The organism is Gordonia gummivorans, from assembly GCF_022513585.1.
Classification (GTDB): domain Bacteria; phylum Actinomycetota; class Actinomycetes; order Mycobacteriales; family Mycobacteriaceae; genus Gordonia.
Map to the genome: position 1 here is coordinate 86467 of NZ_JAKWBF010000015.1, position 25142 is coordinate 111608.

At 67.8% G+C, this 25142-nt stretch carries 17 protein-coding genes and 1 pseudogene; 3 read left to right on the top strand and 15 right to left on the bottom strand.

Annotated features, from left to right (window positions below):
• Positions 1-26 precede the first annotated feature (26 nt).
• A complete protein-coding gene (locus tag MKW15_RS12925; protein ID WP_240858450.1) occupies positions 27-1142 on the bottom strand; it encodes a M24 family metallopeptidase in 1116 nt (371 codons plus the stop codon).
• Between the two features lie 131 nt (positions 1143-1273).
• On the opposite strand from MKW15_RS12925, the gene MKW15_RS12930 reads away from it, so the two are divergent.
• On the top strand, positions 1274-1780 hold the full coding sequence (locus tag MKW15_RS12930) for a B-4DMT family transporter (RefSeq protein ID WP_240858452.1): 507 nt from the start codon (positions 1274-1276) through the stop codon (positions 1778-1780).
• Positions 1781-2110: 330 nt separating this feature from the next.
• Here the strand turns inward: MKW15_RS12930 and aroB are convergent, their stop codons facing one another.
• The 8 genes from aroB to alaS all read right to left on the bottom strand — a co-directional run bounded on the left by aroB (position 2111) and on the right by alaS (position 11505).
• Positions 2111-3250 carry a 3-dehydroquinate synthase gene (gene aroB / locus MKW15_RS12935; RefSeq protein ID WP_240858464.1) on the bottom strand — a complete coding sequence of 380 codons (1140 nt, stop codon included), beginning with the start codon at positions 3248-3250 and terminating at the stop codon, positions 2111-2113.
• Positions 3247-3741, bottom strand: a complete 495-nt coding sequence (locus tag MKW15_RS12940; RefSeq protein WP_240858673.1) for a shikimate kinase — start codon at positions 3739-3741, stop codon at positions 3247-3249. Before MKW15_RS12940 ends, aroB begins: the two co-directional genes overlap by 4 nt.
• Before the next feature lie 64 nt (positions 3742-3805).
• On the bottom strand, positions 3806-5014 hold the full coding sequence (gene aroC / locus MKW15_RS12945; protein ID WP_240858475.1) for a chorismate synthase: 1209 nt from the start codon (positions 5012-5014) through the stop codon (positions 3806-3808).
• Between the two features lie 62 nt (positions 5015-5076).
• Positions 5077-5460, bottom strand: coding sequence for an A24 family peptidase (locus MKW15_RS12950; protein WP_240858481.1), 384 nt, complete (start codon positions 5458-5460; stop codon positions 5077-5079).
• 133 nt (positions 5461-5593) lie between these two features.
• Positions 5594-6463, bottom strand: coding sequence for a shikimate dehydrogenase (locus MKW15_RS12955; RefSeq protein WP_374247080.1), 870 nt, complete (start codon positions 6461-6463; stop codon positions 5594-5596).
• 11 nt (positions 6464-6474) lie between these two features.
• Entirely contained in the window at positions 6475-8379 is a 1905-nt protein-coding gene (locus MKW15_RS12960; RefSeq protein WP_240858497.1) for an endolytic transglycosylase MltG, read from the bottom strand.
• 19 nt (positions 8380-8398) lie between these two features.
• Complete coding sequence (gene ruvX, locus MKW15_RS12965; RefSeq protein WP_240858503.1) at positions 8399-8830, bottom strand: Holliday junction resolvase RuvX; 432 nt, start codon at positions 8828-8830, stop codon at positions 8399-8401.
• On the bottom strand, positions 8827-11505 hold the full coding sequence (gene alaS, locus MKW15_RS12970; protein ID WP_240858518.1) for an alanine--tRNA ligase: 2679 nt from the start codon (positions 11503-11505) through the stop codon (positions 8827-8829). The genes ruvX and alaS overlap by 4 nt, the downstream gene beginning before the upstream one ends.
• A 283-nt stretch (positions 11506-11788) precedes the next feature.
• Here alaS and MKW15_RS12975 point away from each other — a divergent pair, with 283 nt between their 5' ends.
• Positions 11789-12280: a hypothetical protein gene (locus MKW15_RS12975; protein WP_240858536.1), complete on the top strand. Its 492-nt coding sequence runs from the start codon at positions 11789-11791 to the stop codon at positions 12278-12280.
• Positions 12281-12292: 12 nt separating this feature from the next.
• Here the strand turns inward: MKW15_RS12975 and MKW15_RS12980 are convergent, their stop codons facing one another.
• The 6 genes from MKW15_RS12980 to aspS all read right to left on the bottom strand — a co-directional run bounded on the left by MKW15_RS12980 (position 12293) and on the right by aspS (position 24076).
• Entirely contained in the window at positions 12293-13666 is a 1374-nt protein-coding gene (locus MKW15_RS12980; protein WP_240858542.1) for a replication-associated recombination protein A, read from the bottom strand.
• Positions 13667-13677: 11 nt separating this feature from the next.
• Positions 13678-14817, bottom strand: coding sequence for a phosphotransferase (locus MKW15_RS12985; protein ID WP_240858548.1), 1140 nt, complete (start codon positions 14815-14817; stop codon positions 13678-13680).
• Between the two features lie 151 nt (positions 14818-14968).
• The gene (locus MKW15_RS12990; protein ID WP_240858550.1) at positions 14969-15886 is read right to left on the bottom strand and encodes a transglutaminase family protein; all 918 of its coding nucleotides are present in this window, start codon (positions 15884-15886) and stop codon (positions 14969-14971) included.
• A complete protein-coding gene (locus MKW15_RS12995) occupies positions 15883-18594 on the bottom strand; it encodes a circularly permuted type 2 ATP-grasp protein (protein WP_240858676.1) in 2712 nt (903 codons plus the stop codon). The genes MKW15_RS12990 and MKW15_RS12995 overlap by 4 nt, the downstream gene beginning before the upstream one ends.
• A gap of 26 nt (positions 18595-18620) precedes the next feature.
• A complete protein-coding gene (locus MKW15_RS13000; protein WP_240858552.1) occupies positions 18621-22088 on the bottom strand; it encodes a transglutaminase family protein in 3468 nt (1155 codons plus the stop codon).
• A 143-nt stretch (positions 22089-22231) separates the two neighbouring features.
• Entirely contained in the window at positions 22232-24076 is a 1845-nt protein-coding gene (gene aspS, locus MKW15_RS13005) for an aspartate--tRNA ligase (protein ID WP_240858556.1), read from the bottom strand.
• A 196-nt stretch (positions 24077-24272) separates the two neighbouring features.
• Between aspS and ypfJ the strand changes: the two are divergent.
• A pseudogene (ypfJ, locus tag MKW15_RS13010) lies at positions 24273-25137 on the top strand (KPN_02809 family neutral zinc metallopeptidase).
• Positions 25138-25142 lie beyond the last annotated feature (5 nt).

Below are 25142 nucleotides of genomic sequence, written 5' to 3' on the forward strand. Positions count from 1 at the left end.
CTCTTCTCTCTACATCGAAATGCCCGTCAGATGACGGTGAACGTCTTGTCGGTGGCGGTCAGCAGGTCCGGTTCACCATCGGTGACGACGAGTGTGTCCTCGATGCGTACTCCACCACACCCTGGGAGGTATACGCCGGGCTCCACGGTCACCGCTGCGCCGCATGGCAGTGTACCCGCAGCGAGTTTCCCGATTCCCGGCGCTTCGTGGATTTCCAGGCCGACGCCGTGTCCGAGGCCGTGCACATAGCGCTCACCGTGTCCGGCCGCGTCGATGACGTCGCGTGCGGCGGCATCCACCGCGCGCAGGTCTGCGCCCGGCCGCAGGGCCGCTCGACCGGCCGCCTGCGCGGTCGCCACCAGCTCATAGAGCTCGCGCTGCCAATCGGCCGCCCGGTTCAGCACAAGAGTCCGGGTCATGTCGGAGTGGTATCCGGCATAGACCGCCCCGAAGTCGATCTTGACCAGGTCGCCGTCGGCCAGCGCGGCATCGGTCGGACGATGATGCGGAACAGCCGAGTTGGCGCCCGCTGCGACGATGGTCTCGAACGCTATCCCGTCGGCACCGAGCCGGTACATCGCCCATTCGAGCGCCCTCGCGACCTCGCGTTCGGTGGCGCCCGCCCGGATCACCCCGTCGGCGATGATCCTGGCCAGTGCGGCGTCGCCGATCGCGCATGCCGCTCGGAGCAGGGCGATCTCGTGGGCGTCCTTGACCGCTCGGAGTTCCTGGACCAGGCCCGAGATGCCGATCAGCTCGATGCCGGCGTCGGCGAACCGCTCGCTCAAGCCGTGGTGTGCGGCGACGGTCATCGTGTCGGATTCGAAACCGATCCGTGTCCGACCGGCACTGCGTGCCTGCTCGATGAGCGCGGGAGGACAGTTGCGTTCGATCACGGCTTCGAGGTCGGGCACCTGACGGGCCACCTGGGTCAGGTAGCGGCCGTCGGTGCAGATCCGGTCGAGTCCGGGATCCTCGGCGTCGATGAGAACTGCGGCGTTGGACCCGGTGAATCCGGTCAGGTAGCGGACGTTGATCAGGTTCGACACCACGAAGGCCGCCACCGGCTCATCCGCCCCCGCCAGCTGGTCACGGACCCGCTGTCGCCGAGCCTGGGTCGTTGCCGTGCTTGTCGTTGCCACGACTGCCACGCTACGACGGTGCACGGCGCGGTGTCGTATTCGGGTCCCGCCGAAGTCATCCCCCGTCGCTCCGCTCGCCCCGGCGGGGGCATGTGTTCCGTAACACGTCGACGCTGGGTAGCCTGTCCGCTATGACTTCGTGGTTGCCCCGTGGCCTGGTGATGGCCGCTGTTCACATCCTCGCGCGTGTCCTGCTCGGTGTGGCCGTGGTCCAGGCCCCGCTGCACTCGACCGTGTGGAAGACCATCGCGGTCGCTGCCGTCGTGCTGGTCGCCCTGGTGTGGGGTGGCATCGACGGCATTCGCGACGCCCGGGCCAACCCCGACCCCGACGACTACGAGGACCTCACCGTTCGCTGGCTGCAGGCCGGTCTGGTTGCGGGCGTTCTGTCCGGTCCCATCTGCTGGCTGCTCGGCACCCTGTGGTTCGCCGGCATCGGACAGTCCAGCTTCTTCGTCGAACTGATCGCAGGTGGTTCATTCACCGCATTGCTCGTGTTCGTTCCCGCGTTCGTGGGCGCCGCTGTGGGTCGCTGGATCATCCGTCGCGATCAGAACAAGAACCGCGACGACGATTGGTCGGTCCGTGAGGACAACGACCACGACGACGCCGAGACCACCGAGGTCGCCACGCGCTGACTCTAAGAGCACTGCCTTCGGCCCCCTGAACTGCGGAAACGTATTGCTGGTTGAGTAGCGCCGTGTGAGCCTGCGAGCACGCGCGTATCGAAACCACGCAAGCCGACAATGTCAGCGACCGCAGGGCGTGGACACATCTGTCTCGCCGGATTTCGATATACAACGTTTCCAATGACCTACGCCGTAGATTTCAGTCACCACCTGGCGCAGATCTACGGCGTTGATTCCTGCCTCCACGGTCGCCGACGATGGCGGGTAGGTCGCGTATCCGAATAGTCGGGTGGCCAGCGCCGAAACACGAGAAATACGCTGGGGAATACGACCTGACGATCAGAGCAGCACGGACGACCCGTGGTCGGTGCTGTCGCCGGCGACCACCGAGTATGCGGCGGCGATCAGCGACGGGTCGGGGCCTTCGAGGCGGCCAGGGTTGGCCAGGCCGTCGAGCACCACGAAGCGCAGAACACCCGACCGGTTCTTCTTGTCCCCCGCCATCCCCTCCATGAGGTCGCCGAGCGCCTCGGGGTCATAGCTGGTGGGCAGGCCGACGAGTTGGAGGACCGACTTGTGGCGATCCGCGGTGGCGTCGTCGAGACGCCCGGCCATTCGGGCGAGCTCGGCCGCGAAGACCAACCCCACCGACACTGCCGCGCCATGGCGCCACCGATAGCGTTCGCGACGTTCGATCGCATGCCCGAGCGTGTGCCCGTAGTTCAGGATCTCGCGCAGCGACGATTCCTTGAGATCCGCCGACACGACGTCCGCCTTGACCTGGACAGACCGACGGATGAGCTCCGGCAGGACGTCGCCCGTCGGATCGAGCGCCGCCTCCGGGTCGGCTTCGATGATGTCGAGGATGGTCGGGTCGGCGATGAAGCCGGTCTTGATGACCTCGGCGAGCCCCGCGATCACTTCGTTGCGGGGCACCGTTTCCAGGGTTCCGATGTCGATCAGCACCGCGTCGGGCTCGTGGAACGAGCCGACCAGGTTCTTGCCGGCGTCGGTGTTGATTCCGGTCTTTCCGCCGACCGCAGCGTCGACCATGGCCAGCAGCGTTGTCGGGACGTGGATGACGCCGATGCCCCGCATCCAGGTGGCGGCGACAAAACCGGCGAGATCCGTGGCGGCGCCGCCGCCGAGGCTGACCACCTTGTCGTTGCGCTTGAGCCCGATCCGCCCGAAGACCTCCCAGCAGAAGGCAGCCACCGACAGGTCCTTGCCCGCCTCGGCATCCGGGATCTCAATGCGATGTGCCTCAAACCCCTTGTTGGCCAGGAACTCTCGGATCTGTTCGGCGGTCTTCGCAAGCGGCGGTTGGTAGAGGATCGCGATTCGGTCGGCACCGGCGGCCGCCGTGGCCAGCTCGCCGAGCAGGCCGCGTCCGATGATCACGTCGTACGGTGCACCCGCATCGACCCGGATGGAGACGGGCTCGGGTGAGATGGGTTCAGCCGAGTTCGGCTCGCTCATGTCGTCCTCTCGGGTAGCAGTTCACGGGCGAGTGCGGTGACGATCTCGTCGGCGACCGACTCCGGGTCGGCATGCGCGTCGACCTCGATGGTGGCGACCCCGGCATAGGTGTCGGCGCGCTCGGCAAGCAGTTCGGCGTAGCGGGCCCTGGGATCGTCGGTGCCCAGGAGCGGACGGTCGGTGCCGGCGACCCGGGCGAATCCGGCGTCGGGTCCGATGCGCAGATGCACGACGCGGTGTCCGATCAGCGCCTCGCGGATCTCCGGGGTCGTGACCGCTCCGCCACCGAGCGAGACGATCCCGGCATGATTGCGCAGGACGTCGGCGACGACGTTGCGCTCGATCTTCCGGAAACCCGAATTGCCGTCGGCGACAAAGATCTCCGGGATACTGCGACCGGTTCGCCGGACGATCTCGGTGTCGGTGTCGACGAAGTCGACGCCCAGACGGTCGGCGAGCAGGCGACCGACGGTCGACTTTCCCGCACCCATGAAGCCCACGAGCACCGCCGCGGGTTGCCTGCCCGACGGGCGCGCCGGTGTCGGGGTCTCGCTGTCAGCCACGAGGCGGCCGGGCCTCGATGACGGCGCGATAACGCTGCGCGTTGTCCGCGGTCTCGGCCGCCGAATCGCCACCGAACTTCTCGAGCGCAGCCTGGGCGAGCACCAGCGCGACCATCGCCTCCGCGACCACACCCGCGGCGGGCACCGCACACACGTCCGAGCGCTGGTGGATCGCGCTCGCCGTCTCACCGGTCGACATGTCGACGGTCGACAGCGCCCGGGGCACCGTCGAGATGGGCTTCATCGCGATCCGGACGCGCACGTCCTCGCCGTTGGTCATACCGCCCTCGAGTCCTCCTGCACGGTTGGTCGATCGCAGCACGCCGTCCGGGCCGGGCACCATCTCGTCGTGCGCCTGACTCCCCCGCCGACGCGCCGTGGTGAACCCGTCACCGACCTCCACGCCCTTGATCGCCTGAATGCCCATGAGCGCACCGGCAAGTCGCGCGTCGAGTCGGGTCTCGCCGCTGACATGGGACCCGAGTCCGACCGGCACCCCGGTCGCCACGACCTCGACCACGCCACCGAGTGTGTCGCCGTCCTTCTTGGCGGCTTCGATCTCGGCGATCATCGACTGTTCGGCGTCGGCGTCGAAGGCCCGCACCGGACTCGCGTCGATCGCGACGAGGTCGTCGTAGCGCGGTGGCATGCCGGCGTACGGTTCGCTGTCGCCGATGGAGATGACGTGCGAGAGAACCTCGATACCGAGAACTTGCCGCAGGAAGTTGCGTGCGACGGTACCGGCGGCGACGCGGGCCGCCGTCTCCCGTGCGCTCGCGCGTTCCAGGACGTTGCGAGCATCGTCGAAGCCGTACTTGAGCATCCCGGAATAGTCGGCGTGGCCGGGCCGAGGACGCGTCAGCGGCGCATTGCGCGCACTGCCCTCCAGTTCGGCCGGGTCGACGGGATCGGCCGACATCACGGTCTCCCACTTCGGCCACTCGGTGTTGCCGATCTCGATGGCGACCGGACCGCCCATCGTCGCGCCGTGCCGTAGCCCGCCGATCAGGGTCACCTTGTCGGCCTCGAACTTCATCCGCGCGCCACGGCCGTAGCCCAGACGGCGACGGGCCAATTGTTCGGCAATGTCGGACGAGGTGACCTCGACTCCGGCCACCATGCCTTCGACGAGGGCGACGAGTGCCGGGCCATGTGACTCTCCGGCGGTTATCCAGCGCAACACAGTCGTCAATTGTTCCATGCGCGCCAAAACTCAGCGGCACCCGTCCGGCACCCGTCGATCACGCCCGATCACCACCTTGATCACCAGGGCCCGGCGATCACGATCGTCGCCGCGACCAGGAACGGACCATGGGCGCCTGCCGCCCCGCCACGACGCAGCGCAAACGCACCGGCGTTGGTCAGCGCCGCGACGGCCACCAGGACCAGTGCGGCATCCCAGTGCGCCGCGAGGCCTCCACACACCAGGGCGAGCTTGACGTCTCCTCCCCCGCACCAGCCCGCGCGATGGCACCACAGGTACGGCGTCAGGGCGACCGCCGCCGCGACGCCGACCTGCGGGTGCACGACCGCGGTGGCCGATACCGCACAGATCCCCGGCCACACGAGAACATTCGGAATCCGACGAGTGCGGCGATCATGCTCGCCGATGCTCACCAGCCAGATCAGGACCGCCCAGGAAGCCATCGCCTCAGCATGGGGGCACGGTCGACCTCTGGCGTTCGACCATCCACAGGGTTCTCCCGACGCCGCGCACTCTGTGTTGAATCGGGCCATCTGTGTGCTGCAGCACACAGATTCTCCAACAGGACACAGAGTGTCAGGGGTCGAGCGCGGCGGTCATCGCCTCTCGTGGGGCGGGCAGGCCGGTGAACTGTTCCACCTGGCTGAAGGCCTGGTTCAGCAGCATCACCAGGCCCCCGACGACCTGCCCGCCCGCGGCGGTGACCGCCTGCGCCAACGGGGTCGGCCATGGGTCGTAGATGACGTCGACGACGCGGCTCGCATGCGCCACCGAGGTGGCCACGGTGGCCGCCCCCGAGGCCGGGACGGTCGACACCGCGACCCCCGCGTCGCGACACCGCTCATCCAGCGTCGGCGTCGGTTCGAAGGGCAACACCGTGGTCGCGATTCCCAGCCGATCGCACAACTCGATCACCGACCGGGCGCGGGCCGCGTCGCGCGCCACCACGGTGATCTCCTCGAAGCCCGTGGCAGCCAACGCGGCCACCGTCGGGAGTGCGGTGCCACCGGCGCCGACGAGTACCGCAGTAGGCTGCGCCGCATCGACATCCAGTGCGCGCAGCGCGCCCAGCATTCCGTCGATGTCGGTGCAGTCGGCACGCCAGCCGTCCGCGGTCCGCACCAGGGTGTTGGCCGAGCCGACCAGACGCGCGCGCTCGGTACTGACGTCGGCGTGGTCGAGCGCAGCCAGCTTGCCGGGCATCGTCACCGACAGGCCGACGAACTCGGCGTCGAGTGCGTCGACCAGAGCCGGCAATTGCTCCGCCGTGCACTCGATGCGCTCATAGGACCAGTCCGGCAGACCGAGAGCCCGATACGCGGCGAGGTGCAGATCGGGTGATCGCGAGTGCGAGACCGGTGATCCGAGCACCGCCGCACGACGAGCCGTGCGGCCGCCGGCCGGGTCGCTGAGGTCGGGACGCCCGAGTACCACCGCCGAGTCCATGTGTCGTCCGGTCAGTTGCACGTGATGAAACCGTTCGCGCAAGCGCGACCGATGTTGCGGCGATGCTGGTTGAAGTCCGCGGTGAACAGCGTGGTGCCGTTGGAATCGATGGTCACGAAGTAGAGCCAGTTTCCTTGTGCCGGACGCTCCATCGCCTCGAGCGCCTGCTCATCCACCGCGCCGATCGGCGTCGGCGGCAATCCCTTGTGCACGTAGGTGTTCCACGGCGTGTCGCCCTTGAGAACGTCGCTGTGCACATTCAGATCGGTGACCTTGGCCGCATAGTTGGCGGTCGAGTCGAACTGCAGCCGTTGGCCTTTGTCGAGGCGGTTGATGATGACGCGGGCGACCTTGGCGTAGTCGTCGGGCTGACTCACCTCACCCTGCACCAAGGACGCGGCGATCAGCGTGTCGTACGGCGAGAGGCCGGATTGGATCTGCCCCGGCAGACCCCACTGGGCGAACTGACGGGCGCTCTGCGTGATCATGTCGTGCAGGATCTGGAGCGCGGAATGAGACGGGTCGATCCGCTCCCAGGCGATCGGCACGATCAGACCCTCGATCCGCCGATGGTCGCCGGTGAGTGCGTTCACCGGTTCACGGGCCCAACTCGGCACGCCGAGGGCTTCCGGAGATGCGGTCGCCGCGGTCTGCTCGAGTTCCTCGACGGTCACACCCTCTTGCACTCCGTTGACCGTGACACCCGTTGCGGTGGCGATCATCTGGAAGATGCCCGGCGTCACCATGCCGTCGGCGCGGGTCTTCGTATCGAGTTGCCGGCCGGCGGGAATCACCACACGGCCGACCCGGTTCTGGGTGCCGTCGGTCAGCATGTCGACGGCGGTGGCGGCCGGGATCTCGGTGCGCAGCTTGTAGATTCCGCCCGAGATTGCTTGTCCGTCGGCGGCTTTCGTAAAAGCACGGACACTCCCGACAACATTCTTGTCGACGAGGATTTCTCCGAAGTCCTGCAGCGTCGAGTTGTCCGGGATGTCGACGATGACGTCCGCCGTGCCGGCCGCATTGGTGTAGTCCTTGCGCGAATCGAGCAGCCCGAAGCTGCGCGCTCCGACATAGCCCACGCCGATCACCAGGACCAGCATGCAGGCGAGCGCGAGAGCGATCACCACACGCCGACGCTTCCGCTTGCCCCGCCGACGCGGACGCCCTGCGAGCAACGTGTCGGCCTCTGCGACATCGAGATCAGCGGCGTCGAGATCAGCAGCGTCGGGTGTGGCGGCGTCGAACGTGTGAGTTGCGTGCGGATCTGCGTCCACATCGTCATGTCCGAAGTACTCGGTGTCATGTCCGAAGTACTCGGTGTCGAGCAGATCGGTGTCGTGCAGGTCGAGGTCATGCAGGTCGGTGTCGGTGACGTCGGCATAGACAGCACCGTTGCGAGGACCCGTCACGGTACGGGCGTGTGTGGCATCCACCTGTTCGGTGTCGGCGGCGACAACGTCTTCGGTACGCGGTTCGACAAGCGGCCGCGACCGCTCGCGCATGCTCGTCGTCTCCGGCGTCGCGATCCGGCCGGTTTCGGCGACGGGCACAACCGTGGGGCGGTTGTCGACCGGCCGGGTTTCGACAGTCTGGGTGTCGGCGGGCTGTGCCTGGGTGTCGAGCTGATCTGTGACCGCACTCGGCTCACGATCTCGACGCGGTTCGGGAGCGGACGGCTCGGCGGGAACGGGCGGCTCGACCGTCGGCGGCCGCGGCGGAATCCGCTGCGGCATGGCCCGCTCGGTGGGCCGTACCACCGGCACCGGACCGGTGGTGGCAGAGCCTCGCCTGCGCCGATGGCGCGTGTGGGACGTCCCGGCCGCCGGCTGGGTGAAATACCGCAACCGTTCGAGGTCCACGCCCTCCTGGTCGGCATGCTCGCGGTGTCGGCTGCGACGCCGCTCTTCGCTCACCGGATGGTCCCTCCCCCGATCATCGTCGCGCATCCAACCACCCCTGCAGAATAGCGACCGCCGCAGCCTGGTCAATCACCGCGCGAGACGATTTCGCATTTCGGCCGCTGGCCCGCATGGCCTGATGTGCGGTGACCGTGGTCAGCCGCTCATCGTGATATTCGACGCCGACCGGCGCGATACGGGCCGCGAGCCGGTCACCGAAGTCCTGTGCGGCGACGGCCGCGGCGCCGGTCTCGTTGCGCAGGGTCTTCGGCAGCCCGACCACCACCCCGACCGCCTCGTACTCGCCTGCCAACGCCGCTATCCGTGCCACATCTGCATCGCCGTCCGGGGTCCGCGCCACCGTCTCCACCGGGGTGGCCAGGATGCCGTCCGGGTCACACACGGCGACACCGATGCGGACGCTGCCCACATCGACGCCCAGGCGACGTCCGCGAGTCAAGGTCATCGGGCGATGAGCTCCCGCACCCGGGCAATGGCGGCGTCGATACCGCCCGGCTCGGTTCCGGAGCCCTGCGCGAGATCGGGCTTACCGCCGCCCCGTCCGCCGACCAGGGGCGCCGTCTCCCGCACCAGGTCGCCGGCCTTGATGCCCTTCTCGCGCGCGCCGGCCGTGGTCGCGATCGCGAACGGCACCTTGGCCGCAGCGGCGTCACCGTCGCCCGTCGCGGAGAACAGTGCGATCACCGCAGCACGATCACCGATCCGACCACGCAGATCCGTCGCGATGGTGCGCAATCCGTTGGCGTCGAGCCCATCCGGCAGCCGACCGCCCACCAGCAGCGTCGAACCGAGCGTCTCAGCGGTGTCGAGGAGTCCACCCGCCGCCGATCGTGCCGCCTCGGCACGAACCTTCTCGAGTTGCTTCTCCGCGTCCCGCAATCGGGTGACGAGTTGTTCGACCCGGCCCGGCACCTCCTCCGACGGCACCTTCAGCGACGACGCGAGGCCGGCGAGCAGGGCGCGTTCCTTGGACAGGAACCGGAACGAGTCCATGCCGACATAGGCTTCGACGCGGCGCACACCCGAACCGATCGACGACTCGCCGATCAGGGTCACCGGACCGATCTGCGCGGAGCTCGCGACATGGGTGCCACCACAGAGCTCCATCGAGAACGGACCGCCGATCTCGACCACACGCACCACATCGCCGTAGTTCTCGCCGAACAGTGCGAGCGCGCCCATCGCCTTGGCCTCGTCGAGGCCGGTCTCGAAGGTGTGCACCGGATGGTTGGCCTCCACTGCGGCGTTGGAGATCTCCTCGATCTCACGCTTCTGACTCTCGGACAGCGGCGACGCCTGGTGAAAGTCGAAGCGCAGGTAGCCCGGACGATTGAGCGAACCGGCCTGGGTGGCCCCGGGACCGAGTACTTGACGCAGGGCGGCATGCACCATGTGCGTGCCGGAATGGCCCTGTGTCGCACCGTGCCGCCAGTGCGCGTCGACAGCGGCGATGACCTCGTCGCCGACGGCGACCTCGCCCTCCTCGACGACCACCTTGTGCAGCCACACCGACTTGCCGAGCTTCTGCACGTCCTTGACGCTCAGCCGTACTCCGGAGCCCGTCGTGATGGTGCCGATGTCGGCGATCTGACCACCCGATTCGGCGTAGAGCGGAGTGCGGTCGAGGATGACCGTCAATTCCTGGCCCGGGGTCGCGACGGGCACCGTGACACCGTCCGAGACGAGGCCGAGAACCTTTGCCTCCGAGATCAATTCGTCGAAGCCGGTGAACTCGGTGGGTCCGCGGTCGAGGAACTCTCGGTACACGGCCGCGTCGGCGTGGCCGGTCTTGCGGGCGGTCGCGTCGGCCTTCGCGCGCTGCTTCTGCTCGGCCATGAGGTCGGTGAACCCGGCCTCGTCCACGTCGAGACCGGCCTCCGACGCCATCTCGAGCGTCAGGTCGATGGGGAATCCATAGGTGTCGTGCAGCGTGAACGCATCGCTGCCGCTGATCGTGGCCTTCTTGGCGGCCTTGGTGGCCGCCGCCGCGTCGGCGAAGAGTTTGGAGCCGGCCGCGAGAGTCTTGCCGAAGGTGTTCTCCTCACCCACCGCGACGTTCACGATGTGGTCACGCTGCGCGGCCAGTTCCGGGTACGACGGCGACATGAGCTCGATTGCCGCGCCGATGAACGCACCCATGGTGGGCTGGTCTGCCCCCAGAAGTCGGGCCGATCGCACGACGCGACGCAACAACCGCCGGAGAACGTAGCCGCGCCCGTCGTTGCCGGGCAGCACTCCGTCGCCGATGAGCATCGCCGCGGTCCGCGTGTGGTCGGCGATGACCCGGAACTTCACGTCATCATCGTGCTGTTTGCCGTAGGCGCGACCGGTCACCTCGGCGGCCAGGTCGATGATCGGTTTGAGCAGATCGGTCTCGTAGACGTTGTCGACGCCTTGCAGCAGGCACGCGACGCGTTCGATACCCATGCCGGTGTCGATGTTCTTCTTCGGCAGCGGGCCGAGGATCTCGTAGTCCTCCTTGCCGCCGCCTGCCCCGCGCTCGTTCTGCATGAACACGAGATTCCAGATCTCGATGTAGCGATCCTCGTCGGCCTCGGGACCACCCTCGACACCGTATTCGGGGCCGCGGTCGTAGAAGATCTCCGAACACGGACCGCACGGGCCGGGTACGCCCATCGACCAGTAGTTGTCCTTCATCCCGCGACGCTGGATCCGCTCGGCGGGCACACCGATCTCGTCACGCCAGATGGCCTCGGCCTCGTCGTCGTCGAGATAGACGGTCGGCCAGAGCTTCTCGGGGTCGATGCCGTAGCCGCCGTTCTCGACGCTGCCGGTCAGCAGGGTCCAGGCGAAGGTGATCGCCTCTCGTTTGAAGTAGTCACCGAACGAGAAGTTGCCGGCCATCTGGAAGAAGGTGTTGTGCCGGGTGGTGATGCCGACCTCGTCGATGTCGAGGGTGCGCACACACTTCTGCACGCTGGTGGCGCGGTCGAACGGCGGTGTCTGCTCGCCGAGGAAGTACGGCTTGAAGGGCACCATTCCGGCGTTCACGAACAGCAGGTTGGGATCGTCGAGCAGCAGCGATGCGCTCGGCACCTCGGTGTGACCGGCCTTGATGAAGTGATCCAGGAATCGCTTGCGGATGTCATGCGTCTGCACTGGGTTGTCTTCCTCGATCGGTGTGGTGCGTGTGGTCTCGTCGTCGGCTCGCCGGCTCGTTCACCAGCTTGAACACTTGATGTCGAACATGCATGCGGGCCGGGAACTGCGACTCACCAGAGTACCGCCACGCCGTCGATCCACCCACGACGCACCCGGCGTCGGCGCGGTCGACGTGGGCGTGACCGCCAACTTCGCGGCAAATCCCGTAAACGCTCGGCGAGGTACAGCGATACGGTTAGCAGAGCTAATAAGTCTCGTAGGCCGCAACGATAGGACTGCCATGACCCAGCGCAAACGACTTCTCACGTCCGTTCTCGCCGTTCTGTTCACCGTGACCGTCTCCGCACTCGGAGTCGGCGCCGCCACCGCCAAGACCTATTCGATGCCAAGCCCGCGCACGCTCTGGCAATACTCCACCAACCGCTGCAACGCACTGAGCCCCAACATCGTCGACAACACCTACTCCGGTGGCATCTCCACCACGCAGAACCTGCGTAATCGTGGAGTGATCGACATCTCCGTGACCGCCAGCCAGAGCTTCTGGGGGTACAACAACCGAGTCGCCCTGCGCTGGGACAACCTGAACACGCACCGGTCGGGCGTCCTGCGGACGTCCATGCGCACCACCGGGGCGTCCGGTGGTTCGATCCACGACTTCCGAAACGTACGCACCGGCGCCGGCAAGGTGCGTATCGCACTGGCGCCCGTGAACCAGGGCGCGTTCCTGACGCTGTCCGGCGGCAACTGCTCGGACGTCTTCATCGTGAGGTAACCGACCGGAGGCTCAGCGCCGCTTCGAGACACGCCGGATGATCGAGCGCAACTTCACCAACCGCGGACCGAGTTCACGCTCGAACCCGTGATCGGTTGGCCGGTAGTAGTCGATGCCGACGAGATCGTCGGGCGGATATTGCTGTGCCAGCACCCCATCGGGATCGTCGTGCGGATACCGATACCCGACCCCGCTGCCCATCTTGGTGGCGCCCGGGTAATGACTGTCGCGCAGGTGCGCAGGGACCGCGCCCGCCTTGCCGGCCTCGACGTCGGCAAGCGCGGCACCGATCGCGGACACGACCGCACCGGATTTGGGGGCCGTCGCGAGGTGAATGGTCGCCTGGGACAGCGCCAGTTTCGCCTCCGGCATCCCGACCAGCGCAACCACCTGGGCGGCCGCGACCGCGGTCTGCAGCGCGGTCGGATCGGCCATCCCGATGTCCTCGCTGGCGTGGATCATGAGCCGACGCGCGATGAATCTCGGGTCTTCGCCGGCCGCGATCATCCGGGCCAGGTAGTGCAGCGCCGCGTCGACATCCGATCCGCGAATCGACTTGATGAACGCACTCGTGACGTCGTAGTGCTGATCGCCGTCGCGGTCGTAGCGCACCGCGGCGCGGTCGATCGCGGCCTCGACGTCGGGCAGGTCGATGACGGCGGTTGCATCGCCCTCGGTCGACAGTTCGGCACCGTCCGCGCTCGCCTCGAGCGCCGTGAGCGCACGACGCGCGTCGCCCCCGGACACCGCGACCAGATGGTCATAGGCCGCGTCGGTCAGCTCGAATCGGCCGTCGAGCCCGCGCGCATCGGCGACAGCTCGCGCCAGGACCTCACGGACGTCGTCATCGGAGAGCGACCGCAGTTGCAGCACCAGCGACCGGGAAAGTAGCGGCGCGACGACCGAGAACGACGGGTTCTCCGTGGTCGCGGCCACGAGGAGCACGATCCGGTTCTCCACGGCGTCGAGCAGTGCGTCCTGCTGTGTCTTGGAGAACCGATGGACCTCGTCGATGAACAGCACCGTCTGCTGACCGTCGATCAGCCGCCGACGCGCGATGTCGATCACGCCGCGCACCTCTTTGACACCGGCGGACAGCGCCGACAACGCCTCGAAACGCCCTCCCGTCGCACGCGAGATCAGCGAGGCCATGGTGGTCTTACCGGTGCCGGGTGGTCCATACAACAGGACCGACGCCGCACCGGAACCGCTGATCAGACGCCGCAGCGGCGACCCGGGGCCCAGAAGGTGCTGCTGCCCGACGATCTCGTCCAGCGATTGCGGCCGCATCCGCACCGCCAGCGGGGCCGACGGTGAAACGACTCCTGGTTGCGCCGTCGCGCTGCCGTCCGCGGCGTCACCGGGCGGATCGAACAGTCCGTCCATGGCGGGTCCCGTCAGGACAGCCAGGTGCGCTGCAACGCAGACCCCACCGCCACGGAGAACGCCGCGATGGCCTCATCGCCGCCGCGTCCCGCTGCCGCGGCGAGGTCGGTCCATCGCGCGACGATGACGCGCGGGTCGTTGGTGTGCAGGGCCCAGTCGTGGGCGTAGCCGGGATCGGAGATCGACACCTCACCGGGCAGCATCCACACCGTGGACAGCCAGACCCAGAGCAGCCGGGCGATCAGCACCTTGTGCTGCATCTCGCGTTCGTGGCCCAGCGCAGGCCAGATGCCCATGACCTCCGACCGCCACGCGTCCACCATCGACACCTCGAGATCGGTGGCCCGGGCGACGCCGCTGGGCCCGAGCTGGGCGGTGAAGGTGACCAGTGCGTACGCGATGTCGAGCGTCGAGTCGCGGAAGCCACCCCACTCGTAGTCCATGAACTGCACGCCATCCTCGTTGAGCAGGATGTTCTCCGGACCGACATCCGACGGGCTGAAGGCACGGTGGTCGCCCTCGTCGAACAGGTCAGACGCACTGCGCAACGCTGCGACGACCGGGTCGGGCAAGTCGACGTCGATCAGCGCGGTGTCGCGGCCGACCTCGGACACGGCACGACGTGCGGTGTCTCGGACGATGTCGTGCTTGTCGGCGCCGGACGGTCCGCGACGCAGCAGGGCCAAGAAGTCGCCCTCACCGCCGACCGTCGCCGCGTGCATGCGGCCCAGCGCCTGACCCCACGCGCTCACCGCGCGAGACGTCTCGACCGGATCGACGCCCGAGAGCAGGCTCGTCATCGACTTGCCATGGCCCAGATCGGACAGCACCATCAGCCGGATGTCGGAATCGGAGGCGATGAGTTGCGGGCCCGGGCGGGATTCGTTGGGCAGCGCGGTGGCGTACTTGTAGGACGCGATCTCCCGGTGGAAGGCGTGCGGATCCTCGTGTTCGGGGAGCGCCTTGATGACCAGGGAACGGTCGAGGGAAAGCGGGTTCTGGGCCACTCGAACCCGAACCACCGTGGTTCGCCCGCTGCCGCCGAGATCCTCGGGATCGTCGAGTACAACCGCTGATCCGGCGCGATGTGACAGCAGCGCCTCTGCCGCCCGCACCACGCTCATGATGCGGCTTTCTGTTAGGACCGTCATGTCGCCTTCCAACCTACCCAATCGGTCCGACGGACGTCACGACTGTTGTCCCAACTGCAATATGGTTGCCGGTGGTAAAGCCCGGTCGGCACCGGAACCGCAACGCGCACAAAGCCGGTCATGTCCGTCGAACGATCGACAACCGCGCTGATCACCGGCTCTCGCCGAGTTCGACCACCCCTGCAGGGTCGTCCTGCGAAAGGGGGCTGACGTCGACGGAGACGTCGATTCGACTCTTCTTGGACTCGGTGTAGATGACACCGCGCAAGGGCGGCACATCGTCGTAGTCACGTCCCCACGCGAGGGTCACGTGTCGTTCGTCGACCAGCTTGTCGTTGGTCGGGTCGAAGGCGATCCAGCGATCGCCGGGCAGCCACACGGCAGCCCACGCGTGACTCGCGTCGGCACCGAAGATGCGTTCGCGTCCCGGCGGCGGATCGGTGGCCAGGTAACCCGACTCGTACCGCGCGGCGAGGCCCACCGATCGCAGACAGGCGATGGCCACGCGAGCGAAGTCCTGACAGACGCCCTCGCGCCGTGCCATCACCGTGTCGACCTTGGTGCTGATGGCGGTAGAACCGGACCGGTAGGTGAAGTCGGTGAAGATACGGGTGGTGAGGTCGGTGATCGCCTCGATCAGCGGACGCCCCGGGGTGAACACCGATGCCGCGTAGGCGACCACGGCCGGGCTGATCTCCGGCGGGTCCAGATCCAGGACGAACTCGGCCGCGAGACCTCGCTCGGGACGCGCGGCCTCCCAAGGTCCTCGGGCGGCGTCGGACAGCAGCAGCTGCGGATCCACCGGGTCCACGTCGACCAGTGATTCCGCGGTCACCTCCAACGCTCGATGCGGCGATCGGACGTGGAAGTAGGTGTCGTTGTTGCCGTACACGTCGACGCCGGTCGAGCGGTCGTCGGGCTCCGGATCGATCTTCACGCTGCTGGTGTGCACACGCTGATGCGGCAGCTCGCGCGGCGTCAGATAGCAGCGCCCGTACGACGAGGACACCTCGTCGTCGTAGGTGTAGCAGGTTCGGTGCAGTACGCGGTAGCGGCGGGGCGCGGTCACGATTCCCCACCACCCCAGATCGGCTGCGCCTGGCGAGGCGGCGCGAAGCGCGTCCGCGTCAGCAACTCGGACAGCTCCTTGGCACCGTCGCGCAGTGTCGTCATGAGCTCGACGAGATCGCCACGACGCCGCGCGGTGTCGACGTGCACCAGGTCGGCCGGGTCGCTGCGGCGCAATCCGGCGATCATCTCCTCCACCGACCGCTCACAGCCCGCCGAACGCAGGGTTTCGGGCACACCGGCCAGATCGCGTCGAATCCGGTCGAGCTGGTAGATCATCGACCGGGGGTTGGTCTCGTCGAACAGCAACAACTCGGCCACCGACGCCAACTGATACATACCGCGATTACGTCGCCGGTAGATCACCGACGACTCGCTCGCGGTGAGATACGACTCGAGCAGTGCCTGTTCGATGTCGATGTCGCGGGCCTGTCCGAACATTGCGACGGTCAGATCGGCGAGGGTGATGACACGCTCGATGCGCCGGCCGACGTCCATGAACATCCAGCCGGCGTCGTGCACCATCGACTCCGACTGCAGACCCGACAGCGCCAGCACGCCGTGCAGGATCTCCTCGTGGGTGCGGGCGAGGTCCGGGCCGAGATCGAGTGCGGCGTCGCCGAGAATGCCGCCCGGGGCGGTCGGCTCCGAGCGGGCACGCGTGACCTGACGCGTCAACGCCTCGACCGCCCGCTCCACCGGTGTGAGCACCATCCACGTGCTCGTCGACATCTGGTCGCGGACGGCGCGCACGGTCCCGACCAGCCGGTCCACCGAGTGGGCGACGGTGCCCGGGATCGCCCGGGCGATGGTGAGATCGGCGATCTTCACGATCGCCTCGTTGACCTGCTCCGGCGATGGCGGAGTGTCGGTCCCGGAGCTCAACAGATCCGCGGTTGCCAGGTAGCCGGCAGTGCCGGTCACCGTCGCGACCGCGTGCAGCAGCAGTGGTACGGCGGCGGTTCCGGTCATCCACGGGCGGTACTGGAAGTCCTGATAGCGCTCGCGCGACACCTTGGCCATCCGCGTGACCAGTTCGGTGCGTTCCCCGTACCGGCCGAACCAGAACAGGTCGGCGAGAACCCGCGGGCTCGCGGCGGCGGCCACATCGGAGTAGCCGATGGCTGCCGGACGGTTGGTGCGGATGACCGCCATTTCCTCGGCCGGTTCGGTCCGCGACTCCGGTCGGCGCGACACGTGCCCACCGACCTCGGCGCTGGTCACCCAGACGTCCTTGGCGGCGACCGCTTGATGAGCGGCACCCGCCACACCGTCGGCAAGTACCGAACCGAGCCCGCCGGGCAGCACCGCATAGCTCGGACCCTGGGCGACGCTGAAGACGCGCAGCGAGACCGGCGCAGCCCGGACCGGGGACCCCGGAGGGCCGGGCAGGATTCCGGGCGTCATGGTCGGTGCCACCGAGTACTGCTCGAGCGCTCGGCCGACCCACTGCCAGGACTCGACGTCCAGGCGGGCGGCGAGGTCCTCCCGGGTGGCGTTGTCGGCATAGGCCCCGATGTGTTCTTCGCCGGTCCGGATGTTGGTGAGCACCAGGCCACCGAGATCGGCGAGCATCTTCGATCGTTCTCGGTCGTCGCCGGCCCAGTACGTGGTCACCGAGCCGAGCGCGAGTTCCTCGTCGATCAGTGCCGGCGCAATCCGCTCGAGCACGGTGTGCAACGCCGGATTCTCGAGCACACCACTGCCGAGCGTGTTGAGGACGGTCACATTTCCGCGGGAGATCGCCTCCACCAGACCGGTGACCCCCAGCCGGGAGTCGGTGCGCAGATCGAGCGGATCGGCGAACGCAGCGTCGAGGCGTCGGAGCAGGACGTCGACCCTCTTGTAGCGACCCATCGACCGCATGTACACGGCGCCGTCCCGGACGGTCAGGTCGGCGCCCTCCACCAGAGGGAAACCCAGCACGGAGGCGAGGTAGGCCTGATCGAAGGCCGTCTCGGACATGCTGCCCGGGCTCAGCACCGCCACGGTCGGGTCGTCCACCCCCGGCGGCGCGTAGTCGAACAGCGCCAACCGCAGGGTGCCCGCGAACGTCGTCATCGGGCGGGGCGCACACGACTGGAACAGCTGCGGATAGGTGCGCGACACCAGCCGGCGGTCGACGATGGCAAAGCCGATGCCCGACGGCGCCTGGGTGCGGTCGCCGTACACCACGAACCGGCCGTCGGAGGTGCGGGCGATGTCGGCAGCATGCATGAACAAGGCGTGCGGACCGGACACCTCGAGTCGGGCGGCCTTCCGGATGTACCCCGGATGACCGAAGACGATCTCCGGGGGGATCAGTCCGGTGCTGATCGTGCGCTGGTCACGGTAGAGATCACGCAGCAGCAGGTCGAGAAGCATCGACCGCTGCGTGAGGGCCTTCTCCAACTCGGCCCACTCGACACCGTCGATGATCAGCGGGACGGCGTCGACCTGCCAGTCGCGGGTGACCGTCTGCCGGCCGTCGAAATCGTTGTAGACGACACCGTCGTCGCTGACCGCGGTCGCCAGACGCGCCGCGGCAACCTGGAGTCGGGAATCTCCGCGCAGCCGATAGCCGGATGCCAGTTCTTCCCACGCGGGTCGCACACCGCCGGTCGGGTCCAGCATCTCGTCGTAGTGCCGGCCGCTCGTGCCCGATGCCGGCGCGCCGAACTGTTCGACGTCGAACAGGGTGCCGCCATCGGTGCGATACCGATCGAACACCCCGGGCGTCTCGCCCGACGAAACAGTCACCGGAGAACTGTACGTGCCCGCCGCAGATCAAGAATCCCGGGGACCCCGAAGTCGGTGGCCAGGCGTGCTTGTCGCTCACGGAGCAGTCCGGTGTCGACGGTGCCCGAGGTGTGTCCCGATGCCTCGAAACGCCCGTTGCGGCGCGATTCCGCCTCGACCGCGTTGACCGGCGGACGGTCGTAGGCGCGACCGCCGGGGTGGATCACGTGGTAGGTCGCGCCACCGATCGACCGGCCGTTGACCGTGTCGACCAGGTCGAAAGTCAACGGGGTGTCGATCGAGATCGTCGGATGCAGGGCACTCGGCGGCTGCCAAGCGCGGAACCGGATGCCCGCGACCCGCTCGCCGGTTCGCCCGGTGGAGCGCAGCGGGATGGGATATCCGTTGCAGGTCAACAGGAATCGGTCGTCCTCGCCACCGAGTACGCGCACCTGCACCCGCTCGATCGAGGAGTCCACGTATCGTGCGGTGCCGCTGCCGGTCGACTCCTCGCCCAGGGTGTTCCACGGCTCGATCGCACCGCGCAGCTCGACCTCCTGGTCGCGGATCTGCACGGTACCCAGCCGGGGGAACCGGAATTCGGTGAAGGGGTCGAGCCACGATGTGTCGAAGGCATAACCCGCGGCACGCAGTTCTTCGGCGACCGCGGCGATGTCGGCGATCACGTAGTGCGGCAGGAGATGTTTGCCGTGCAGGTCGGCGCCGTGCCGGATCAGCCGGCTGCGGTACGGGTTCTCCCAGAACCACGAGACCAGGCTGCGCACCAGCAGCGACTGCACCATCGCCATTTGGTGATGAGGCGGCATCTCGAACGCGCGCAACTCGAGCAATCCGAGTCGGCCACGAGCCGAATCCGGACTGTAGAGCTTGTCGATGCAGAACTCGGCGCGGTGCGTGTTGCCGGTGATGTCGGTGAGCAGGTGACGCAGCGCCCGGTCGGTGACCCACGGATTCGGCGGTGCCTCGGTCTCGCCGCCGAACGCGCCCTTCGCCGACAGCCGGTCGATCTCGGCGAAAGCGATCTCCAGCTCGTAGAGCGACGATTCCCGGCCTTCGTCGGCCCGGGGTGCCTGGGAGGTGGTGCCGACGAACTTGCCCGAGAACAGATAGGACAGCGAGGGGTGCCGCTGCCAGTACGTGAGCATCGAGACGAGCAGATCGGGGCGGCGCAGCATCGGTGAGTCGGCCGGGGTGGTGCCACCCAGGGTGATGTGGTTGCCGCCGCCGGTGCCGCCGTGGCTTCCGTCGAGGTCGAAGGTCTCGGTGCCCAGGCGAGCGTGCCTCGCGTGGTCGTAGAGCGATTCCAGCAACTCCGACTGCTCGGCGAAACTGCTGGTCGGCTGGATGTTGACCTCGATGACACCCGGATCGGGGGTCACGGTGAGACTCGTCAGTCGACCGTCTGCGGGTGGACCGTAGCCCTCGATGACGACCGGCGTGCCGGTGGCCTCGGCCGCCTCCTCGACGATGCCGATGATGGCGAGGAACTCCTCGAGTTCCGAGGTCGGCGGCATGAACACGTGCAACACGTCACCACGCACCTCGGCGACGAGCGCCGTCCGCGGAAGGAACTCCTTCGGGTCGGCCTCGACGACCTTGTGGCCGAGTGCCGCGGCGGGATCGGCAGGTAGATCGTCGGGGCGCGCGGTCGGATCGGCCTCGAAGAATGTCGGGGCCGGCCCCCACGAGAGCGAGTTCAGCGGCAGACGCAGGCCGGCCGGCGACGTGCCGGGGGTCAACACCACACGTCCGCGGCGGGTGGTCCACTTGGCGCTCTGCCATGCGGTTCCGTCCTCCGAACGGCTCAGCGGCAGGAGATATGCGGTGGGCTGATTGACCGCGGCGTCGAGCTTGGCCAGGAGCTCTTCTCGTGCGGCGGTCGAGTCGGCGGGTGGGTCGATGTCCTCGTCGTCCTCCGCCTCCGCTGCGGCCTCGGCCAGTGCGGCCGCACGGGCCGTCTGCACGGTCGGATCGGCGCTGGGCTTGCCCGGTGGCAGGGCCACGAGCTCCCCCATCCGGACAAGTGGGTCCTCGTAGGCGGCGAGCACCTGCTCGGTCGGCAGGCCGAGGGCTTTCGCGAACGCCGTCAGCAGCTTCTGCGCCGGTGTCGCGTCACCGGGCGAATCCGGCGACGGTCCACTGGTCTCCACGTCGATGCTGCGGGCGCAATCCTCGGCGGTCGCCCACGGATCGGCCAGCAGGTCGGGGTTGCGCCAGATCGGCTCGCCGTCCTCGCGCCACATCAACGCGATCTGCCAGCGCGGCAGGGGTTCACCCGGATACCACTTGCCCTGGCTGCGCTGGACGAGTCCGGACGGCGCGTATGCCTCGCGAAGTCGTTCGGACAGCCGCGAGGCCAGCAGGCGCTTGTGCGGACCGTCTGCGGCGGTGGTCCACTCCGGGTCCGTCTGGTTGTCGATCGATACGAACGTCGGTTCGCCGCCCATCGTCAGCCGGACATCCCGGCGTTTCATCAGCGCATCCACCTTGGCGCCGAGTTGCACCACCCGATCCCACTGATCGGGGGTGTAGGGCAAGGTGACCCGCGGATCCTCATGGAACCGGGTGACCGTGTTGGAGAAGTCGAGGGTGGCGTGGCACGGACCGGTCGCACCCGTGATCGGCGCCGCACCGCCCGGATTCGGTGTGGCGGCCAGCGGGATGTGGCCCTCACCGGCGAACAGACCCGACGTCGGATCCATGCCGACCCAACCGGCACCGGGCAGGTACACCTCGGTCCAGGCATGCAGATCGGTGAAGTCCGCGTCGGGACCCGACGGGCCGTCGAGGGATTTGACGTCGGAGGTCAGCTGGACCAGGTATCCCGAGACGAACCGGGCCGCCAGACCGAGCTCACGCAGCAGCGCGACCAGCAGCCAGGCCGAGTCGCGGCACGACCCGATGGCACTCGACAGCGTGAATTCCGGTGTCTGCACACCGGACTCGAGTCGAACGGTGTACCCGACAGCGTCGCGAACCGCCTGGTTGAGGGCGACCAGGAAGTCGATGATGCGGACCTTGCCGACCGGCTTGTGCTCGGCGGCGAACGCGGCTATCGACGGGTGGACGGGGGCCCCGGCGAACTCCCCTTCGGTCACGCCGACGGGCCTCAGGAAGATCTCGAGATCTGCGTGCAAGTCTTCGGGATACTCAAACCCGTAGTGCTCGGCCCAGTCTTCGATGAAGAAGTCGAACGGGTTGATGGCGGTCAGGTCGGCGACCAGACTCACGGTGATGCTCAGCGTCGTCGAGGGGTCCGGGAACACCAGGCGCGCCATGTAATTGCTGAACGCATCCTGCTGCCAGTTGAGGAAGTGATCGCCCGGTTCGACCTTGAGCGAGTAGGCCTCGATGGGCGTGCGCGAATGGGGTGCCGGCCGCAGCCGCACCACATGGGGGTGGATCGTCGTCGGGCGGTCGAATGCGTAGCTCGTCCGATGTTCCAACGCAACCTTGATCGTCACCTGATCGCCTCCCGACTCGAGCCCCGAAACCTACTACCCATGGTCTGAAATCTCATCACACATGAGACGCAGATGCCGAGTGGACAGAGTCCGGCTCGCGGCCGGGTGTACCCAAGATCACCGTCGAAGTCAGGAGCCCGACATCAGGCCGTCGGCTCGGCTCCAGGCGCCTTCTCCCCTGCCGCTGCACGGACCACCGGCTTGGCGTCGATGCCCGACTCCTTGCGCTGCTCCGGCGTGATGGGGGCCGGCGCGTCGGTGAGCGGGTCGACGCCACCGCCGGACTTGGGGAACGCGATCACCTCGCGAATCGACGATTCGCCGGCAAGCAGGGCGGTGATGCGGTCCCAGCCGAAGGCGATGCCGCCGTGCGGCGGCGCGCCGAACGCGAACGCGTCGAGCAGGAAGCCGAACTTCTCCTGCGCCTCGTCATGGTCGATCCCCATGATCGCGAACACCCGTTCCTGGATGTCGCGACGATGGATACGAATGGAGCCGCCGCCGATCTCGTTGCCGTTGCACACGATGTCGTAGGCGTAGGCCAGCGCAGATCCGGGATCGGTCTCGAGCGCGTCGACCGACTCGGGCTTGGGTGCGGTGAACGCGTGGTGCACCGCGGTCCACGCCCCCGAGCCCACCGCGACATCGCCGGATGCGGTGGCGTCGCCGGCCGGCTCGAACAGCGGCGCGTCGACGACCCACGTGAATGCCCAGGCCCCACTGTCCGTATTCGGCCCGCTCGCTTCGCTCCCGGCGCCGGGGATCAACCCCAGACGGGACGCGATCTCGCCGCGCGCGGCACCGAGCAACGCTCGCTGGGCATTGGCGGGGCCCGCTGCGAAGAACACACAGTCACCCGGGGCGGCGCCGACGTGGGCGAGGAGACCGTCGCGCTCCGCGTCGGACAGGTTCTTGGCCACCGGTCCGCCCAACGTGCCGTCCTCCTGCACGAGGACGTAGGCGAGCCCCTTGGCCCCACGTTGCTTGGCCCACTCCTGCCACGCGTCGAGCTGCCGGCGCGGTTGCGAGGCACCACCCGGCATGACGACCGCACCGACGTAGGGGGCCTGGAAGACGCGGAAAGGGGTGTCGGAGAAGAACTCCGTGCACTCGACCAACTCGATGCCGAAGCGGAGATCGGGCTTGTCCGAACCGAATCGGCGCATGGCGTCTGCGTAGGTCATGCGCGGGATGGGTGTGGTGATCTCCACCCCGATCAGCCGCCACAGCGCCACCAGGACGTCTTCGGCCAGCGCGATCACGTCGTCTTGGTCGACGAAGCTCATCTCGATGTCGAGCTGGGTGAACTCGGGTTGGCGGTCGGCGCGGAAGTCCTCGTCGCGGTAGCAGCGCGCGATCTGGAAGTAGCGTTCCATGCCCGCCACCATCAGCAACTGCTTGAACAGCTGCGGGCTCTGTGGCAGGGCGTAGAAAGTGCCGGGTTGCAGACGTGCGGGCACCAGGAAGTCGCGGGCGCCCTCCGGCGTCGACCGCGTCAGGGTGGGGGTCTCGATCTCCACGAAGTCGTGTGCAGCGAGCACGCCACGCGCGGCCGCATTCACCTTGGAGCGCAGACGGATCGCGGCACTGGGCCCCTCCCGGCGCAGATCCAGGTAGCGGTAGCGCAGGCGGGTCTCCTCACCGGGCGTCTCGTCGAGCTGGAACGGCAGCGGCGCCGACTCGTTGAGCACCTCGAGGGAGGCGGCGTTGATCTCGATCTCACCCGACGCGAGGTTGGGGTTCTCGCTGCCGTCGGGCCGCACCTCGACGACGCCGGTCACCGCGACACAGAACTCCGCACGCAGCCGGTGCGCCGCGGCGGCCACCGCCTCGTCGCGGAACACCACCTGCACGAGTCCGGTGGAATCGCGCAGATCGATGAACACCACACCGCCGTGGTCTCGACGCCGCGCCACCCAGCCGGCGACGGTGACGGTCTGCGTCGCGTCGGCGCGACGAAGCGAACCTGCGGAATGCGTGCGAAGCACTGAAGGGTCCTTCCCCAGAGAGATCAAAGCGGGCGCGGCGGCGCACGACACTCGTGCACCTGACCGGTATTCCATGGTGCCCCATCCCCGCAGGCACGCCACACCCGGCCACCGGAAACGACGCTCGCCGCGGCGCGGGGAATCGGCGTCGCGACAATCTCCGGGGAAACCGAGTCGCACGTGCCAGAATCAGGAGGTGACCTTCCAAGGCAGTGGATCGATCGAGGGTGCCGACGTCTCCGGTGGCGGAGGTGCGCGGCGGCGGTGGGCGCATCGCACTCGGCGGCGGCGCCGGCCTGATCATCACAATCGTCGCCCTGCTGTTCGGGGTGAACCCCGGACAGATCCTGGGCAACTCGACCAACGACCAGAGTTCGACCACGTCGTCGCAGACCGCGATCGATCAGCATCTGGCCTCCTGCACCTACGAGATGGCCAATCAGGGGGACGCGATCTGCCGGATCAAGGCGACCGCGGCCAGCCTCAACGTCGTGTGGCCGAACCTGATGGACGGCTACACCGCCCCGCGCACCAAGGTCTTCTCGGGCTCGGTGAACACCGGCTGCGGTGCCGCGACGTCGGCCACCGGTCCGTTCTACTGCCCGGCCGACCAGACCGTCTACGTCGATCCGACCTTCTTCGACGATGTTCTCGTCGGTCAACTCGGTGGCAGCAACGACGCCCTGTCCCAGGAATACGTGATCGCCCACGAGTTCGGACATCACGTCGAGAACCTGACCGGCGTGCTGACAAAGGGACAGCGGATGGGCAACAACGGGTCGGTACGCATCGAATTGCAGGCCGACTGTCTGGCCGGGGTCTGGGCCAACCACGCCGACGATGGCAGCGGAGATGCCTTGCTCAAGCCACTCACCCCGGCCGACATCCAGCGTGTCGGGCAGACCGCCAAGGCCATCGGCGACGATTCCATCCAGGGAGCCAACTCCAACCGAGAGGGCTGGACCCACGGGTCCGCCGAGCAACGGTCCCGCTGGTTCGGAATCGGTTACCAGTCCGGTGACCCACGCAAATGTGACACCTTCGCCACCAACGACCTGTGACGACG

Bases quoted from the DNA above. Each gene is read 5' to 3' on its own strand.
- aroB (WP_240858464.1), bottom strand. From the start codon at position 3,250: ATGAGCGAGCCGAACTCGGCTGAACCCATCTCACCCGAGCCCGTCTCC.
- MKW15_RS12950 (WP_240858481.1), bottom strand. From the start codon at position 5,460: ATGGCTTCCTGGGCGGTCCTGATCTGGCTGGTGAGCATCGGCGAGCAT.
- MKW15_RS12975 (WP_240858536.1), top strand. From the start codon at position 11,789: ATGACCCAGCGCAAACGACTTCTCACGTCCGTTCTCGCCGTTCTGTTC.
- ruvX (WP_240858503.1), bottom strand. From the start codon at position 8,830: ATGACCTTGACTCGCGGACGTCGCCTGGGCGTCGATGTGGGCAGCGTC.
- MKW15_RS12955 (WP_374247080.1), bottom strand. From the start codon at position 6,463: ATGGACTCGGCGGTGGTACTCGGGCGTCCCGACCTCAGCGACCCGGCC.
- MKW15_RS12985 (WP_240858548.1), bottom strand. From the start codon at position 14,817: ATGACGGTCCTAACAGAAAGCCGCATCATGAGCGTGGTGCGGGCGGCA.
- aroC (WP_240858475.1), bottom strand. From the start codon at position 5,014: ATGGAACAATTGACGACTGTGTTGCGCTGGATAACCGCCGGAGAGTCA.
- MKW15_RS12930 (WP_240858452.1), top strand. From the start codon at position 1,274: ATGACTTCGTGGTTGCCCCGTGGCCTGGTGATGGCCGCTGTTCACATC.
- MKW15_RS12980 (WP_240858542.1), bottom strand. From the start codon at position 13,666: ATGGACGGACTGTTCGATCCGCCCGGTGACGCCGCGGACGGCAGCGCG.
- MKW15_RS12940 (WP_240858673.1), bottom strand. From the start codon at position 3,741: ATGGGTGCGGGAAAGTCGACCGTCGGTCGCCTGCTCGCCGACCGTCTG.